General features: G+C 62.2%; 14 protein-coding genes. 10 read left to right on the forward strand and 4 right to left on the reverse strand.

All coding sequences use genetic code 11. From position 1 onward, the window contains the following. Window positions 1-39 precede the first annotated feature (39 nt). Window positions 40-543 (reverse strand): SixA phosphatase family protein, encoded by a 504-nt coding sequence (locus X738_RS66845; protein WP_023801142.1) that lies wholly within the window; start codon window positions 541-543, stop codon window positions 40-42. 264 nt (window positions 544-807) lie between these two features. Between X738_RS66845 and dksA the strand changes: the two genes are divergently transcribed. Next, window positions 808-1,224 carry an RNA polymerase-binding protein DksA gene (gene dksA, locus X738_RS66850; RefSeq protein ID WP_006202025.1) on the forward strand — a complete coding sequence of 139 codons (417 nt, stop codon included), beginning with the start codon at window positions 808-810 and terminating at the stop codon, window positions 1,222-1,224. Between the two features lie 98 nt (window positions 1,225-1,322). On the opposite strand, the gene X738_RS66855 is transcribed toward dksA, so the two are convergent. Further along, on the reverse strand, window positions 1,323-2,069 hold the full coding sequence (locus tag X738_RS66855) for a flagellar biosynthetic protein FliO (RefSeq protein ID WP_031255675.1): 747 nt from the start codon (window positions 2,067-2,069) through the stop codon (window positions 1,323-1,325). 369 nt (window positions 2,070-2,438) lie between these two features. Between X738_RS66855 and cckA the strand changes: the two genes are divergently transcribed. Both cckA and X738_RS66865 read left to right on the forward strand, forming a co-directional pair. Then, window positions 2,439-5,009, forward strand: coding sequence for a cell cycle histidine kinase CckA (cckA, locus tag X738_RS66860; protein ID WP_023801144.1), 2,571 nt, complete (start codon window positions 2,439-2,441; stop codon window positions 5,007-5,009). Window positions 5,010-5,094: 85 nt separating this feature from the next. Next, complete coding sequence (locus X738_RS66865; RefSeq protein ID WP_023801145.1) at window positions 5,095-5,805, forward strand: DeoD-type purine-nucleoside phosphorylase; 711 nt, start codon at window positions 5,095-5,097, stop codon at window positions 5,803-5,805. On the opposite strand, the gene X738_RS66870 is transcribed toward X738_RS66865, so the two are convergent. Next, window positions 5,802-6,107, reverse strand: a complete 306-nt coding sequence (locus X738_RS66870; protein ID WP_023801146.1) for a ribbon-helix-helix domain-containing protein — start codon at window positions 6,105-6,107, stop codon at window positions 5,802-5,804. The genes X738_RS66865 and X738_RS66870 overlap by 4 nt on opposite strands. A gap of 257 nt (window positions 6,108-6,364) precedes the next feature. Here X738_RS66870 and X738_RS66875 point away from each other — a divergent pair, with 257 nt between their 5' ends. From X738_RS66875 to X738_RS66885, 3 genes are all read left to right on the forward strand, one after another. Beyond that, window positions 6,365-6,760 carry a VOC family protein gene (locus X738_RS66875; RefSeq protein ID WP_023801147.1) on the forward strand — a complete coding sequence of 132 codons (396 nt, stop codon included), beginning with the start codon at window positions 6,365-6,367 and terminating at the stop codon, window positions 6,758-6,760. 78 nt (window positions 6,761-6,838) lie between these two features. Continuing rightward, window positions 6,839-7,387, forward strand: a complete 549-nt coding sequence (locus X738_RS66880) for a twin-arginine translocation pathway signal (protein ID WP_023801148.1) — start codon at window positions 6,839-6,841, stop codon at window positions 7,385-7,387. 44 nt (window positions 7,388-7,431) lie between these two features. Continuing rightward, on the forward strand, window positions 7,432-9,003 hold the full coding sequence (locus tag X738_RS66885; RefSeq protein ID WP_023801149.1) for a GMC family oxidoreductase: 1,572 nt from the start codon (window positions 7,432-7,434) through the stop codon (window positions 9,001-9,003). 68 nt (window positions 9,004-9,071) lie between these two features. On the opposite strand, the gene X738_RS66890 is transcribed toward X738_RS66885, so the two are convergent. Continuing rightward, window positions 9,072-9,467 (reverse strand): hypothetical protein, encoded by a 396-nt coding sequence (locus tag X738_RS66890; protein WP_023801150.1) that lies wholly within the window; start codon window positions 9,465-9,467, stop codon window positions 9,072-9,074. A gap of 292 nt (window positions 9,468-9,759) precedes the next feature. Here X738_RS66890 and urtA point away from each other — a divergent pair, with 292 nt between their 5' ends. From urtA to urtD, 4 genes are all read left to right on the forward strand, one after another. Next, on the forward strand, window positions 9,760-11,070 hold the full coding sequence (urtA, locus tag X738_RS66895; RefSeq protein ID WP_023801151.1) for an urea ABC transporter substrate-binding protein: 1,311 nt from the start codon (window positions 9,760-9,762) through the stop codon (window positions 11,068-11,070). 124 nt (window positions 11,071-11,194) lie between these two features. Further along, window positions 11,195-12,811, forward strand: a complete 1,617-nt coding sequence (gene urtB, locus X738_RS66900) for an urea ABC transporter permease subunit UrtB (protein ID WP_023801152.1) — start codon at window positions 11,195-11,197, stop codon at window positions 12,809-12,811. Continuing rightward, a complete protein-coding gene (gene urtC, locus X738_RS66905; protein ID WP_023801153.1) occupies window positions 12,808-14,052 on the forward strand; it encodes an urea ABC transporter permease subunit UrtC in 1,245 nt (414 codons plus the stop codon). The genes urtB and urtC overlap by 4 nt, the downstream gene beginning before the upstream one ends. 3 nt (window positions 14,053-14,055) lie before the next feature. After that, complete coding sequence (gene urtD, locus X738_RS66910; protein ID WP_023801154.1) at window positions 14,056-14,802, forward strand: urea ABC transporter ATP-binding protein UrtD; 747 nt, start codon at window positions 14,056-14,058, stop codon at window positions 14,800-14,802. Window positions 14,803-14,859 lie beyond the last annotated feature (57 nt).

The following is a 14,859-nucleotide window of genomic DNA, read 5'->3' on the forward strand; positions in this document are numbered from 1 at the left end:
CAGGAACGTCAAATCCACCACGCTACGTTTGAAATGGCGTCAGATATCGGCCGGCGACAGGAAGGCTTCGAGATAGCCGGTGCCTTGCGCGGCGTTGGCAAGACTGCCTGGAAAACGGACGACCGCTAGGCCGGAGGTCGGGAAGCCGTGGTTCAGCATTCCCCTGGCAGCCTCCTCGCCATCGCCCGAAAGCGCGATAGTGAGATCTTCCGTCATCGGATTGTGGCCGACGACGAGCAGCGAGCCTGGCTCGCCATTGCCGCGGATGAGGTTGAGATAGCCGGCGGCATCCTCGCTGTAGAGCGTCTCCAGGAACAGGACCCGGCCCGTATCGGTGTGACCGGCCAGGCCCTCAAGCGTTTGGCGCGCTCGCTTTGCATTCGAGCAAAGGGTCAGGTCCGGAATGTAGCTGCAGGCCCGCATGACCGCACCCATCGTTTCGGCGTCGGCGACGCCGGATGCGTCGAGCGGACGATCGAAATCGCGCATGCCCGGCAGGGCCCATCCGGCCTTCGCATGCCTCAGCAGATAAAGCTTGCTCACCGGTCCCTCGCTTGTGCCAAACACCGAAACTCGTCAAAAGGCGCTGCGGGATTAGTCATGAGAAACGCCTTGCGCACAATGGCCGGCGCCCTACAAACCTAACGAATCATACGCGAATTCGGTCGCGCCCTTCATGCGAATGATGCGGCCCAAGGCATTTTGGCCGAGATTAACAATTGCGTGAATCAGTCGTCGATTGCGCTTGTGCAGCATTCGGTCCGTGAATATATAGGCGCCAAATTTGGGGCTGTCTGGGTGAGTCGAATGAACGACATCGTTACCGCCGATTACGTACCCTCCGAAGACGAGCCGTTCATGAACGAGCGGCAGAAATCCTACTTTCGCCTGAAGCTCGTCACCTGGAAGAACGACATACTGCGCGAAGCGCGCGAAACTCTCGAAATCCTGCAGCAGGAAAACGCCAACCACCCCGATCTCGCCGATCGCGCCTCTTCGGAAACCGACCGCGCCATCGAACTTCGCGCCCGAGATCGCCAGCGGAAACTCATTTCAAAGATCGATTCTGCGCTTCAGCGCATCGATGAAGGCACTTACGGCTATTGTGAGGAAACCGGCGAGCCGATCGCGCTGAAGCGGCTCGACGCGCGTCCGATCGCGACCCTGTCGATCGAGGCGCAGGAGCGCCACGAACGCCGCGAGAAGGTCTACCGCGACGACTGAAGCACGGGCGAAGCGTCCAAACGGGCGAAGCGTCTGAAAGCAGCCAGCGAATTTGTCTTGGCCGGTCTCCGGCCATTTTTTTGTTGGCTGTTGGCCGGTTATCTCTTCTGGCTGGACAACTCGCCGAGAAGCTTCGTCATCTCGTCATCGAGAGACGACGGCGCTTTCGCCGCCGGCTTGCTCTCCGGCTTGGCGGGGTGCGGGTCATCAAACGGGACCTCGAGCTCCCTCATCAGCGTATCGTCGATGGAATCCTCTTTTGCCGGGGAATTCGGCTTTGCCGGGGAATCCTGTCTTGCCGGAGATGGCGCGTACCGAACAGCATTGGTGTAGGCGGGCAGCGGCGTGATGGTCGCCGATTGAGGGCTTTGCGCTGCTGGCCTCGGCGCCGGCGCGGGCTGATGCGCCCGGCCAGGCGTTGGGGCGTTGCTTGCCGGCTGCGGAGACGGTGCTTGCCTCACTGGCGCGGGAGCCGGTTGCGGCGCGCGCGGCGGCGGTGCCGGCTGATGGCCGCCGCCATCTCCGGTCAGGGCAGGACGGCGCAGCGCCGACAGCCTGATGTCGCGTTCGACGACGACGTCGGTCGGGCCGCCGATCAGCAGCAGGTGCTCGATATCGTCGCGGCGCACCAGCACCAACCGGCGGTGACTGTCGACTGCGGTGGCGTCCATCACCGCCAGCCGCGTCTTGCGGTTCCTGCCGCCGGCAACGAATGTTCCAAAAGTCAGATTGCGGACCAGCTTGATGATGAAGAGAACGATGACCACAAGGACAAGCGCGACAAAGGTCCACAGGATCGCCGCGGCATAACCGGGACCCGCCACGCTATCCAGCCACTGCAGCATTGGTGCACCCAAAATCAGCTTTCGAAGAAGACGCGACACTAGACTGTTGCGGCACGCGACTGCAAGTTACGTTTCGCGCTTCGTGAACAGCTTGAAACACCCATGTGGTGGATTTCAAGCTCCTGCGAATTGAGGGCGTCAGCGTCCCCACTTCAATCCACGACGCTGGATTTTCAGCAAGTTGCTGGCGTGATGAATCCGAAATTCGCTCGCGTCGGACCAGGAATGATGCGAATTTCGGATTCGCCGCACCAGGCGCCGAACGGGTGTCATTTTTAGCGGACAGTTGCCGCCAAGGCCTTTTCCGGACCCTGAGAATGTGATTCAACCGGGCAGGGGCAAGTACCGGAATTCACGAGCAGGGGGCAGATGGCCAAGGAAGCGCGCGGCGATTTCTATCCGGTACCGATCGTCGACCAGAACACGCGACCGGGCGCGGTCACCCGGCTCATCGTCTTCATCGTTGTGCTGACAGGGGCGGCGATCGTTTTCGGCCTTTTCCGAGAACGTCTTGGCGATCCATTCCTGCTTGGAATGCTTGGCGTGCTGGCGATGATCGGTGTCGGCTTCCTGTTCGCCACCGCCATCGGCTTCGTGCAGATCAGACCGCGCTCGACGAGTGACGAGCTGTCGAAGGCCTTCGTCGATTCAATGTCGCAAGGCCTTCTGGTCACCGACACCAAGGGTCGTGTCGTCTACGCCAATCGGGCCTATGCCGACATGACGGGCGCGGCTTCTGCGGCGGATCTAAAGACCGTCGAAGGGTTGCTGTCCGATGTTCCCGAGGCCTCGGTGACCATATACCGGCTCGCCTCCGGCCTGCGCGACGGCCAGCCCGGCGACGGTGAGTTTCGCCTTGCCCAATCCATTCGACCCGGCGCCGAGCCGGGCGCGCGCTGGTACCGTGTCCGCGCCCGCGCCTTCAGCGTTCCGGGCCAGCGGCTGCCCTTGCTCGCCTGGCAACTCGCCGACATCTCGAAAGAACGGGCCGAGCAGGAGCGCTTCTTCCTTGATCTGCAGGAGGCCATCGACCATCTCGACCATGCGCCTGCCGGCTTCTTTTCGGCCGACCAGGAAGGCCGCGTCACCTACATCAACGCCACGCTTGCGGAGTGGCTGGGCATCGACCTGACGAGCTTCACGCCTGGTGCCGTCACGCTTGCGGAGATCGTCGCTGGCGACGGCATGGCGCTGGTCCGCTCGGTCAAGGCCGATCCCGGCACCACCCGCAATGCGGTCATCGATCTCGATCTGACGACAGTGAAGGGCGAGGCGCTGCCTGTGCGTTTCATGCATCGGGTTTCGGCCAGCCGCGAGGGCGCCAACGGTCCGACGCGCACCATCGTGCTCAACCGGACGGAAGGCGAGGACGCTTCCGCCGATCTGCGCGCCTCGGAGATCCGCTTCACCCGCTTCTTCAATTCGACCCCGATGGCAATAGCGGCTGTCGACAACCGCGGGCGCATCCTGCGCACCAACGCGCCTTTCCTGTCGCTGTTTTCCTCCGTCGTCGACGGGGACGCGGTCGATCGGCGCGTGCGGCTGGACACGGTGATCCATGAGCGCGACCGCCCCGCCTTTGCCGCGGCGTTCGAAAAAGCGCGACAACGGCAGGCCGATATCGAACCGATCGATACGCTGCTGCCCGGCAATGAAGAACGGCACATGCGCTTCTACGTCAACGCGGTTGCCGACGGCACCGGCGAGGGCGCCGAAGAATCGGCCATCGTCTACGCCGTCGAGACCACCGAGCAGAAGGCGCTCGAGGGCCAGATGGCGCAAAGCCAGAAGATGCAGGCGGTCGGCCAGCTTGCCGGCGGCATCGCACACGACTTCAACAATGTGCTGACCGCCATCATCATGGCGTCGGACCTGTTGTTGACCAACCACCGCCCGTCGGACCCGTCCTTCCCCGACATCATGAACATCAAGCAGAACGCCAACCGGGCGGCCTCGCTGGTGCGGCAGCTTCTGGCCTTCTCGCGCAAGCAGACGCTGCGGCCGGAGGTGCTCAACCTGACCGACGTGCTTGCCGATCTGCGGATGCTGCTGGCCCGTCTGGTCGGCAACGACATCAAGCTGAAGGTCGATCATGGCCGCGATCTGTGGCCGGTGAAGGTCGACATCGGGCAGTTCGAGCAGGTGGTGGTCAACCTGGCGGTCAATGCGCGCGACGCGATGCCGAACGGCGGCGAACTCACCGTGCGCACCCGCAACGTGACCACACAGGAGAGCAAGAGCCTTCCCTACCGCGAACTTGCGCCTGCCGATTATGTGGTGGTCGAAGTTGAAGACACAGGCAGCGGCATCGCCCCCGAAGTGCTCAAGAAGATTTTCGAACCCTTCTTCACCACCAAGGAGGTCGGCAAGGGCACCGGCCTCGGCCTGTCGATGGTCTATGGCATCATCAAGCAGACAGGCGGCTTCATCTTCTGCGATTCCGAGGTCGGCAAGGGATCGGTGTTCCGCATCTTCCTGCCGCGCTACATTGCAGAGGCGAGAACGGCAGGCGAGCCCGGCGAGGCGCCGGCTGCACCGGCAAAGGTCGCCGACGCAGCCAAGGACCTGTCAGGTTCGGCCACGGTGCTGCTCGTCGAGGACGAGGATGCCGTGCGCATGGGCGGCATGCGGGCGCTGACGTCGCGCGGTTACACCGTCCACGAAGCGTCCTCGGGCGTCGAGGCGCTGGAAATCTTCGAGGCGCTCGGCGGCAAGGTCGACATTGTCGTTTCCGATGTGGTGATGCCTGAGATGGATGGGCCGACGCTGCTTGGCGAATTGCGCAAGCGGCAGCCGGACATCAAATTCGTCTTCGTTTCCGGCTACGCAGAGGACGCGTTCGCCAAGAACCTGCCGGCAGACGCGCATTTCGGTTTCCTGCCGAAGCCGTTTTCGCTCAAGCAACTGGCCACAATCGTCAAGGACGTGCTGGAATCTTAGGGCTCACTAATTCGCACTTGCGAAATGGTGTGAGACTGCCATGATTATGGGGCCAAACAGACGGCGGGTTTTGGGGGAGCATGCCGTGACGCCGCACAATGAAGCAGGCAAGGGTGATTATGCGGCAACAGTGCTGTTGCCGGGCGATCCGCAGCGTGCCGAATGGATGGCGGAAACCTTTCTCGAGGCGCCGCGTTGCGTCAACCGTCGAAGGCAGGCCCTCGGCTTTACCGGCTTGTTTCGCGGCAAGCCCGTCAGCATCCAGTCCACCGGCATCGGCGTCTCGTCGTTCCTGATCTACGCCCATGAATTGCTGGACTTCCATGGCGTGAGGACACTGATCCGCACCGGTACCTGTGGTGCCTTGACTGCCGCGGTCAAATTGCGCAGTTTAGTGATCTCGCAAGCGGTGCGGGGTGAAAGTGCCGAGAGCGGCCAGGTTTTTGGGCTTTATGGTGCTGATGCCGGACCCGATCCGGAGCTGGTTTCCCAAGCCCTGGCCCGGGCTGCCGAAATCGGCATCGAACATCAGGCCGGACTGACCATCTGCAGCGACATATTCTATCACCCCAAGGGGCGCGACCGCTTCGCCGAAGCGCAGGCACAGGGCGCGCTGGCCGTGGATATGGAGACCAGCGCGCTCTATCGCATCGCCGCGCATTTCGGCGCCAGGGCCTTGTCGATGCTGACTGTCGTCGACAATGTGGTGACCGGCGAGCAAACCGATTATTCCGAACGCCAGGCGCTCTTCACCGATATGACCCGCCTGGCACTCGATGTCGCGATCGAAAGTTAAGCTGCTTGCCGCTTCGGCGCCGTGTGTTCTTCGATGGCGGGCCGATGGCCGCGGAGATAGAGAGCACAGGTCGTCCGCAGCATCGAGGCGAAGTTGGGAATCTGGCCATTGATCTCGATGGCCTCGTCATAAAGCTTCGAGATGAATTTCGGCGTCGTCAGGCCCTGGCTGTCGGCGATCTCGTCGAGCAATGCCCAGAACGTCGCCTCGAGCTGGATGCTGGTCGAATGCCCGTCGATACGAATAGACCGGTTGATCTGCCGGTAGCCATCCGGATCCTGCCCGGCAAAAACCCTGCACATCGTTACCTCCCGTTCTAATTGATCTGGCCGTTCTTATTGATTTTGGGCGCAATCAGCAGTGATTCGCGCCTTTGGCAGTACCTTGTCGTGGCCAATTATCTTCAGCTGGAAAGCGGAAAACAGCAATCGGACTTTCGTCCTTAAGCGGTTTTCCCCGTCGTTAGATTAGCGCGTGGTAATCGGCTGCCACCACGTTTGCCGCAACCCGCGCATAATCACGCCGACGCGCACATCGCGCTTACCGCACGGAGTGTCATTTGGCGAAGGTGATCCACACCATGATTCGGGTTCTCGACGAGGCCCGGTCCGTCGACTTCTACCGAAAAGCGTTTGGACTGGACGTCGCCGAACGGCTCGATTTCGAAACTTTTACGCTCGTATATCTGAGCAATGCCGAGGCGGAGCTCGAGGTCGAGCTCACCGTCAACAAGGGCCGCCAGGAGCCTTATGCGCTCGGCGACGGCTACGGCCACCTCGCGGTTTCGGTCGCCGATCTGGACAGCGAGCATGACCGGCTCGGCGCGCTTGGCCTGAACCCGAAGAAGATCGTCGAGTTCAACCGCGACGGAGCGCTGCTCGCACGCTTCTTCTTCATCGAGGATCCCGATGGCTACAAGATCGAGGTTCTGCAGCGTCAGGGCCGGTTCAAATAGGAGATACTCGGCCGCGCCGGCCAGCGCGGCGCCAGCCAGGGCACCTTCGGGTGCAGATAGCAAGCAAGGGAGGAACAATTGGTCACAATTTATGAGAGCAAGCCGGTCCATGAAACGAAGCCTGTTCTATCGCGCCGCGAGCTACTGAAGCGCGGCGGTGTCGGCGCGCTGCTGGTCATTTCAGGCAGAGCCGTCATCAGCCCGGAACATGCCTGGGGTCTCGAAACATCCGCGCTCAAGCCCGAAACCATGGCGACCCTGATCCAGATGTCGCGCGACATCTACCCGCACGACCAAGTGCCTGACAAATATTACGCAATCGCCGTCAAGGCGCACGATGAGCAGGCCGGCAAGGACCCTGCCCACAAGGACCTTATCGAAAAGGGTATCGCCGATCTCGACCTGAAATCGGGCAAGGACGGCTACACCGGTCTCGGCTGGGAGGAGCAGCGCGTTGCCGTGCTCAGGGATATCGAGGACACGCCGTTCTTCCAGGCCGTCCGCGGCGGGCTTGTCGTCAGCCTCTACAACCAGAAGGAGGTCTGGCCGATCTTCGGCTACGAGGGCGAATCCTACTCCAAGGGCGGCTACATGGCGCGCGGGTTCGACGACATCGAGTGGCTCTGAGCCCCATCGTCGCAACCGCACACAGACATCAATGGGAGGAAACCTTGGCAGCACCATTTGATCTCAACAACGACGGCGTGGTCGTCATCATCGGCTCGGGCGCCGGCGGCGGCACGCTCGGCAATGAACTTGCGCAGAAGGGCATCGATGTCGTCATGCTGGAGGCGGGCGCCCGTCACGAATACGAGGATTTCATCAATGACGAGTGGGATTCATTCGCCCAACTCGCCTGGACGGACAAGCGCACGACCTCGGGCGACTGGCGGGTGGCGAAGGATTTCCCCAACCTGCCGGCATGGATCGTCAAGGCGGTCGGCGGCTCGACCACGCACTGGGCGGGCGCCTCGCTGCGCTTTCAGGAGCACGAATTCAAAACGCTTTCGACCTACGGAAAACTGGAAGGCGCGAACCTGCTCGACTGGCCGATCACGCTTGCCGAGCTCGAGCCCTACTACGCAAAGGCCGAAGACAAGCTAGGCGTGACGCTCACCAGCAACATCCCGGGCCTTCCCGGCAACAACAACTTCAAGGTGATGAAGGCCGGCGCCGACAAGCTCGGCTACAAGGAGTGCCACACCGGCCGGATGGCAATCAATTCCGAGCCGCGCGACGACCGCAATGCCTGCCAGCAGACCGGCTTCTGCTTCCAGGGCTGCAAATGGGGCGCCAAATGGTCGACGCTCTACAGCGAAATTCCCAAGGGCGAGGCGACCGGCCATCTCGAGGTCAGGCCGAATGCCATGGCCATCAAGATCAACCACGATGCGTCGGGCAAGGTAACCGGGGTCGTCTATGCCGACAAGGACGGCAGACTGAGGGAACAGAAGGCCCGCATCGTCGCGGTCGCCGGAAATTCGATCGAGAGCCCGCGGCTGCTGCTGAATTCGGCATCGAGCCAGTTTCCCGACGGCCTTGCCAATTCGTCGGGGCAGGTCGGCAAGAACTACATGCGCCACACCACCGGCTCGGTCTACGGCATCTTCGACAAGCCGGTGCATATGTATCGCGGCACCACCATGGCCGGTATCATCCGCGATGAGGCCCGCAACGATCCCTCGCGCGGTTTCGTCGGCGGCTATGAACTCGAGACGCTGTCGCTCGGCCTGCCGTTCATGGCCGCCTTCCTCAATCCCGGCGGCTGGGGGCGTTCCTTCACCACGGCGCTCGACCACTACGACCACATGGCCGGCATGTGGATCGTCGGCGAGGACATGCCGCGCCAGGAAAACCGCATCACGCTGCATGCCGATATCAAGGACGAGCACGGCATGCCGGTGGCGGACGTCCATTTCGACGACCATGCCAACGACACGGCGATGCGCAACCACGCCTACAAACAGGGCTCGGCGCTCTACGAGGCGGTCGGGGCGACGCGGACCTTCCCGACGCCACCCTATCCGTCGACCCACAATCTCGGCACCAATCGGATGAGCGAGAAGGCGGCCGACGGCGTCGTCAACAAGCATGGCCAGGCGCACGATATCAAGAACCTGTTCGTGTCGGATGGCAGCCAGTTCACCACGGGCGGGGCTGAAAATCCGACATTGACGATCGTGTCGCTGGCGATCCGTCAGGCCGAGTACATTGCCGGACAAATGTCGGCCAAAAGCATTTAGCCATAGCCTCCCGACTGCCTGCTGGCGCGGAACCTCACAAGGTTTCGCGCCTCTTTCTTGTCGGCCGTTCACCGCTTCGTGCAGGTCGAGGCGGTGAAGGCGCCGTCAGGCTGCTTCATGATGATGTCGAAGGACGGGCTGGTTTGGCCGTCCAGGGTGGCTTGCGTGAGCGAGATCGAGTTGCCGCCGGTCGTGTAGCCGCCCAACGGGCCCAACCAGGTGATCTCGCCATTTGCATTCATCTGATAGTTGTAGCCCTGCCGGGCGGTTCCGAAGCTCACCGGGCCGCTATAGACATTGCCCTTGACGGTGATGTCGCCAAGGCTGAGGAACATGCCAAGCAGATAGACTTCGCAGTGATAGGTGCCGTCCGGCAATTTGCCATCGGTGAAGTCGGCGCGGGCGCTGCCGGTTGCCGCAACCAGAAGCATGGTGCTGAAAATGCGAGAAATCCTGGAGGTCATGCGGTCGCTCTTTTGAAGATCGATCTTGCCCCATTTTCCTGCAGCGCCGCAACGGTTCGCCGTCTTTTGCTCAAAATTCATGCATTAATTCGCGAGTGATCAAAAATTGGGCGATAGCGGGGGACTTTTTCTCAAGCAGAGCACTGGCAGCGGCGCTTATCTTTGGCGGCTAATATATTAACCGGCTGATAGGGCTAGGAAATCCAGACCCGCTTGATTTTGCTCCTGCGGTTGGCACAGCCGTTGCATGGTCTGTTCGCGATGCGATCAACCAGTCAGGGAGTTTTGAAATATGCGGGGCAGTTTCTCGACAATAACAAAAATGTTTTCGGCAGGCGCGGTCACGGCCGGCCTGCTGATGAGCGTCCCGGCCAAGGCGGCTGACGACACGATCAAGGTGGGTATCCTCCACTCGCTGTCGGGGACCATGGCGATTTCGGAGACGACGCTGAAGGACGCCATGCTGATGCTCATCGAAGAGCAGAATGCAAAGGGCGGCCTGCTCGGCAAGAAACTCGAAGCGGTCGTCGTCGATCCGGCTTCGAACTGGCCGCTGTTCGCCGAAAAGGCGCGCGAGCTGATCTCCAAGGACAAGGTCGCGGCGGTGTTCGGGTGCTGGACCTCGGTGTCGCGCAAGTCGGTGCTGCCGGTGTTCAGCGAACTCGACAACATCCTGTTCTACCCCGTCCAGTATGAGGGCGAGGAGAGCGAGCGCAACGTGTTCTACACCGGCGCGGCGCCGAACCAGCAGGCAATTCCGGCTGTCGACTATCTGATGAGCGAGGACGGCGGTTCGGTGAAGCGCTGGGTGCTTGAAGGCACCGACTACGTCTATCCGCGCACCACCAACAAGATCCTCGAAGCCTATCTGAAAGCCAAGGGCGTCGCTGCCGAAGACATCATGGTCAACTACACGCCGTTCGGCTTCTCGGATTGGCAGACCGAGGTCGCGGCGATCAAGAAGTTCGGCTCCGCCGGCAAGAAGACCGCCGTCGTCTCGACGGTCAACGGCGACGCCAACGTGCCGTTCTACAAGGAGCTTGGCAACCAGGGCATCAAGGCCGAGGATATCCCGGTCATGGCCTTCTCGGTCGGCGAGGAAGAGCTTGCCGGCCTCGATACCGCGCCGCTCGTGGGTCATCTCGCCGCCTGGAACTATTTTCAGAGCATCGATACGCCCGAGAACGCCAAGTTCATCGCCGACTGGCACAAGTTCATCAAGAGCGACAAGCGCACCACCAACGACCCGATGGAAGCCCATTATGTTGGCTTCAACATGTGGGTGAAGGCGGTCGAGAAGGCCGGCACCACCGATCCTGACAAGGTCATCGACGCCGTGATCGGCGTCTCGGTGCCGAACCTGACCGGTGGCTATTCGACGATGATGCCGAACCATCACATCACCAAGCCGGTGCTGATCGGCGAAATCCAGGCCGATGGCCAGTTCGAGACCGTCTCGCAGACGCCTGACCTGGTGATGGGCGACGAGTGGTCCGACTATCTGGCCGATTCGAAGGACCTGATTTCCGATTGGCGCGCGCCTCTGTCCTGCGGCAATTTTAATGTCGCCACCGGCAAATGCGGCGGCAAGGGAACCAACTGATCCTCCCGGGTCTGACGGTCGTGGATTTCTCCACGACCTGGACCGCGACGCGTCCGGGCGAACTCGTCCTCTCCTCCAGTTCGCCCGGACGCGAAGTTTCAACCCTCAAGAATCGCAGAAATCGATGATCCTCACCCGCGCGATCGGCCTGACGCTGCTGCTCCTCCTGGGGATGCTGTCGCCGTCGAACGCTGCCGAAGCGGATCTGCGCGCCATCATTGCCAAATTTGCCACTGCCTCGAATTTCTCGGCCACCGAAGCTGTCGTTCGCGAGCTGGCGGCCACCGGTGATACTGCCGTCGAACGTCCGCTTGGCGCGCTTGCCGAGGGCGATCTTTACGTCCGCAAGGCCGATTCGCTGGTTTTCATCGGCAAGGCAGCTGGCGGCAGCGTTGAGCTGCTCGACCCGCTGAGCGGTGAAAAATCCGGTGACGCGGCCAAAAGCGAGATCACCAAGATCAAGGTCAACAACACGCTGCGCCGCGCCATCCGCGATGCGCTGGGCACGCTGACGCTCGGCGCAAAAAATCCGGCCGCGCGCATTGCCGCCGCCGACACCATGTTCAGGACGCCCGACGCGACAAACATCGAGCCGCTCGATGCCGCAATCGCCAGCGAGAGCGTGGCAAGCGTCAAAGCGCTGCTCGAACAGGCCCGCGCCGCATCGGTTCTGGTGTCCGACAGGCCGGAGACCGACAAACTGGCGGCGGTCGCCCTGATTGGCGGGCGCGGCGATCGCAACGCCCTGTCCCTGCTCACCGCCGTCGAGGCCAATTCCGAAGGCGCGGTCAAGGACGCGGCGACGGCGGCGATCGCCAACATCAATTCGACGCTGGCGCTGTGGGATGCGGGCCAGAACATCTGGTACGGCATTTCGCTCGGATCGGTGCTGCTGCTGGCGGCGATCGGCCTCGCCATCACCTTTGGCGTCATGGGCGTCATCAACATGGCGCATGGCGAAATGGTGATGCTCGGCGCCTACACGACCTTTGTCGTGCAGGAGGTGATCCGAACCTCCTTTCCCGGCCTGTTCGACTGGTCGCTGGTTATCGCGCTGCCGCTCGCCTTCTCGGTCGCGGCGCTCGTCGGCCTCGTCATCGAGCGGGGCGTGATCCGTTTTCTCTACGGCCGGCCGCTGGAGACGCTGCTGGCGACATGGGGCGTCTCGCTGATCCTGCAGCAGGCCGTGCGCACCATCTTCGGGCCGACCAACCAGGAGGTCGGCAATCCGTCGTGGATGTCGGGTTCGTTCTATATCGGCCAGCTTGCGGTGACCTGGAACCGGCTCTGGATACTGGTATTCGCGCTCGGCGTGTTCGCGGTGCTGCTTTATGTGATGAAGCGCACCCCCTGGGGCCTGCAGATGCGCGCCGTCACCGCCAATCGCCGCATGGCCGCTTCGATGGGCATCAGGACGCCGTGGGTCGACGCGCTTACCTTTGCCTTGGGATCCGGCATTGCCGGCATCGCCGGTGTGGCGCTCAGCCAGATCGACAATGTCTCGCCCAATCTCGGCCGCGGCTACATCATCGACAGCTTCATGGTCGTCGTCTTCGGCGGCGTCGGCAATCTCTGGGGCACGCTGGTCGGCGCCTTCTCGCTCGGCATCGTCAACAAGTTCCTCGAACCCTATGCTGGGGCGGTCCTCGGCAAGATCGTCGTGCTCGTCCTCATCATCCTGTTCATCCAGAAACGCCCGCGCGGCCTGTTCGCGCTGAAAGGCAGGTCGGTGGAAGCATGATCACCGGACGCTTCTTCGCCGCCGGCGCCGACCGCCGCATCGCCATCACGATCTTCATCCTTTTGGCGGTCGCCATCATCGTGCCGCTGCTCAATCTTGCGGTTTCGCCGACGAGTGCGTTCTACGTGCCGTCCTATGTCGTCGCGCTCACCGGCAAGTATCTCTGCTATGCGCTGCTCGCCCTGGCGCTCGATCTCGTCTGGGGCTATTGCGGCATCCTTTCGCTCGGCCACGGCGCCTTCTTCGCGCTCGGCGGCTATGCGATGGGCATGTATCTGATGCGCCAGATCGGCTCGCGCGGCGTCTACGGCAATCCGCTGCTGCCGGACTTCATGGTGTTCCTGAATTATGAGGAATTGCCGTGGTTCTGGTACGGTTTCGACCAATTCTGGTTTGCCGCGATCATGGTTCTTGCGGTGCCTGGCCTGCTCGCCTTCGTCTTCGGCTGGTTCGCCTTCCGCAGCCGCGTCACCGGCGTCTATCTGTCGATCATCACCCAGGCGATGACCTATGCGCTGCTGCTTGCTTTTTTCCGCAACGACATGGGTTTCGGCGGCAACAACGGCCTGACCGACTTCAAGGATATTCTCGGCTACAACGTGCAGGCGGATGCGACACGCTCGGCATTGTTCGCGGCCAGCGCCGTCACGCTGGCCCTCGCCGTCTTCGTCACCTGGGCGATCGTCGGTTCCAAATACGGCAAGCTGCTGATGGCGGTGCGCGACGCCGAGAGCCGCACGCGCTTTCTCGGCTGGCGGGCGGAAAACGTCAAACTGTTCGCCTTCACCGTGTCGGCTGTCATGGCCGGCATTGCCGGGGCGCTCTACGTGCCGCAGGTCGGCATCATCAATCCAGGCGAGTTCGAGCCGTCCAATTCGATCGAGGTCGTGGTATGGGCGGCCGTCGGCGGGCGCGGCACCATCGTCGGGCCGATCATCGGCGCGCTCGTGGTCAATGCCGGCAAATCCTGGTTCACCGGCGTGCTGCCGGCGTTCTGGCTGTTTGCGCTGGGCGGACTGTTCGTCGCCGTCACGCTGTTCCTGCCCAAGGGCATCGTCGGCATGTGGGATTCCTGGCGCGGCAATGCCAGGGCGCTGCGGGCAGCCTCGATCGCCGACCCGATCATTGGGGAGGCCGGCACCGATCCTGCCGTCCCGCCACCGCCGAAGATCGTTCGCTCGGCTGCGAGAACGCCGGGCGACTGGTCCGCATCCGGCCCCGAACCGCAGCCGGCGGAGTGAGCGATGCCGAAGAGCAACACCATCCTTTATCTCGACGGCGTCTCGGTTTCCTTCGACGGCTTTCGCGCCATCAACAATTTGTCGCTGGTGCTCGATAAGGGCGAGATGCGGGCGATCATCGGTCCGAACGGCGCCGGCAAGACCACGATGATGGACATCGTCACCGGCAAGACGCGCCCCGACTCGGGCGAGGTTTACTTCGACGGGCAGGTCGACCTGACGAAACATGACGAGGCCGAGATCGCCATGATGGGCGTCGGCAGGAAATTCCAGAAGCCGACGGTGTTCGAAAGCCACACGATCGAGGACAACCTGATGCTGGCGCTGAAGGGCCCACGCTCGATCTTCCCGGCACTGTTCCATCGCCGATCGGCGGCGGAGGCGCGGCGGATCGACGGCATCCTCGGCATCATCCGGCTCGGTGACAAGCGCGACGAGCTTGCCGCCAATCTCAGCCACGGCCAGAAGCAATGGCTCGAGATCGGCATGCTGTTGGCGCAGGATCCGAAGCTGCTTTTGGTCGACGAACCGGTCGCCGGCATGACCGACGCCGAGACCGAGGAGACCGCGCGGCTGCTTAGGGATATTGCCCGCGACCACTCGGTCATCGTCGTCGAGCACGACATGCACTTCGTGCGCGAGCTCGGCGTCAAGGTCACCTGCCTGCACGAAGGCTCGGTGCTGTCCGAAGGCTCGCTCGATTTCGTTTCGGCCGACGAACGTGTCGTCGAAGTCTATCTGGGGAGATGATCATGGTCTGGCGCGTTCCGTTCCATCATTTCGATCTTTCGTTCTTCAAGCGCTGGA

Source organism: Mesorhizobium sp. L48C026A00, assembly GCF_000502375.1.
Taxonomy (GTDB): Bacteria; Pseudomonadota; Alphaproteobacteria; order Rhizobiales; family Rhizobiaceae; genus Mesorhizobium; species Mesorhizobium muleiense.

What these genes read in the sequence shown, in the direction of transcription:
- X738_RS66870 (WP_023801146.1), bottom strand. Translation starts at nt 6,107, where the DNA reads ATGTGCAGGGTTTTTGCCGGGCAGGATCCGGATGGCTACCGGCAGATC.
- urtB (WP_023801152.1), top strand. Translation starts at nt 11,195, where the DNA reads ATGATCCTCACCCGCGCGATCGGCCTGACGCTGCTGCTCCTCCTGGGG.
- urtA (WP_023801151.1), top strand. Translation starts at nt 9,760, where the DNA reads ATGCGGGGCAGTTTCTCGACAATAACAAAAATGTTTTCGGCAGGCGCG.
- X738_RS66890 (WP_023801150.1), bottom strand. Translation starts at nt 9,467, where the DNA reads ATGACCTCCAGGATTTCTCGCATTTTCAGCACCATGCTTCTGGTTGCG.
- X738_RS66855 (WP_031255675.1), bottom strand. Translation starts at nt 2,069, where the DNA reads ATGCTGCAGTGGCTGGATAGCGTGGCGGGTCCCGGTTATGCCGCGGCG.
- urtC (WP_023801153.1), top strand. Translation starts at nt 12,808, where the DNA reads ATGATCACCGGACGCTTCTTCGCCGCCGGCGCCGACCGCCGCATCGCC.
- urtD (WP_023801154.1), top strand. Translation starts at nt 14,056, where the DNA reads ATGCCGAAGAGCAACACCATCCTTTATCTCGACGGCGTCTCGGTTTCC.
- dksA (WP_006202025.1), top strand. Translation starts at nt 808, where the DNA reads ATGAACGACATCGTTACCGCCGATTACGTACCCTCCGAAGACGAGCCG.
- cckA (WP_023801144.1), top strand. Translation starts at nt 2,439, where the DNA reads ATGGCCAAGGAAGCGCGCGGCGATTTCTATCCGGTACCGATCGTCGAC.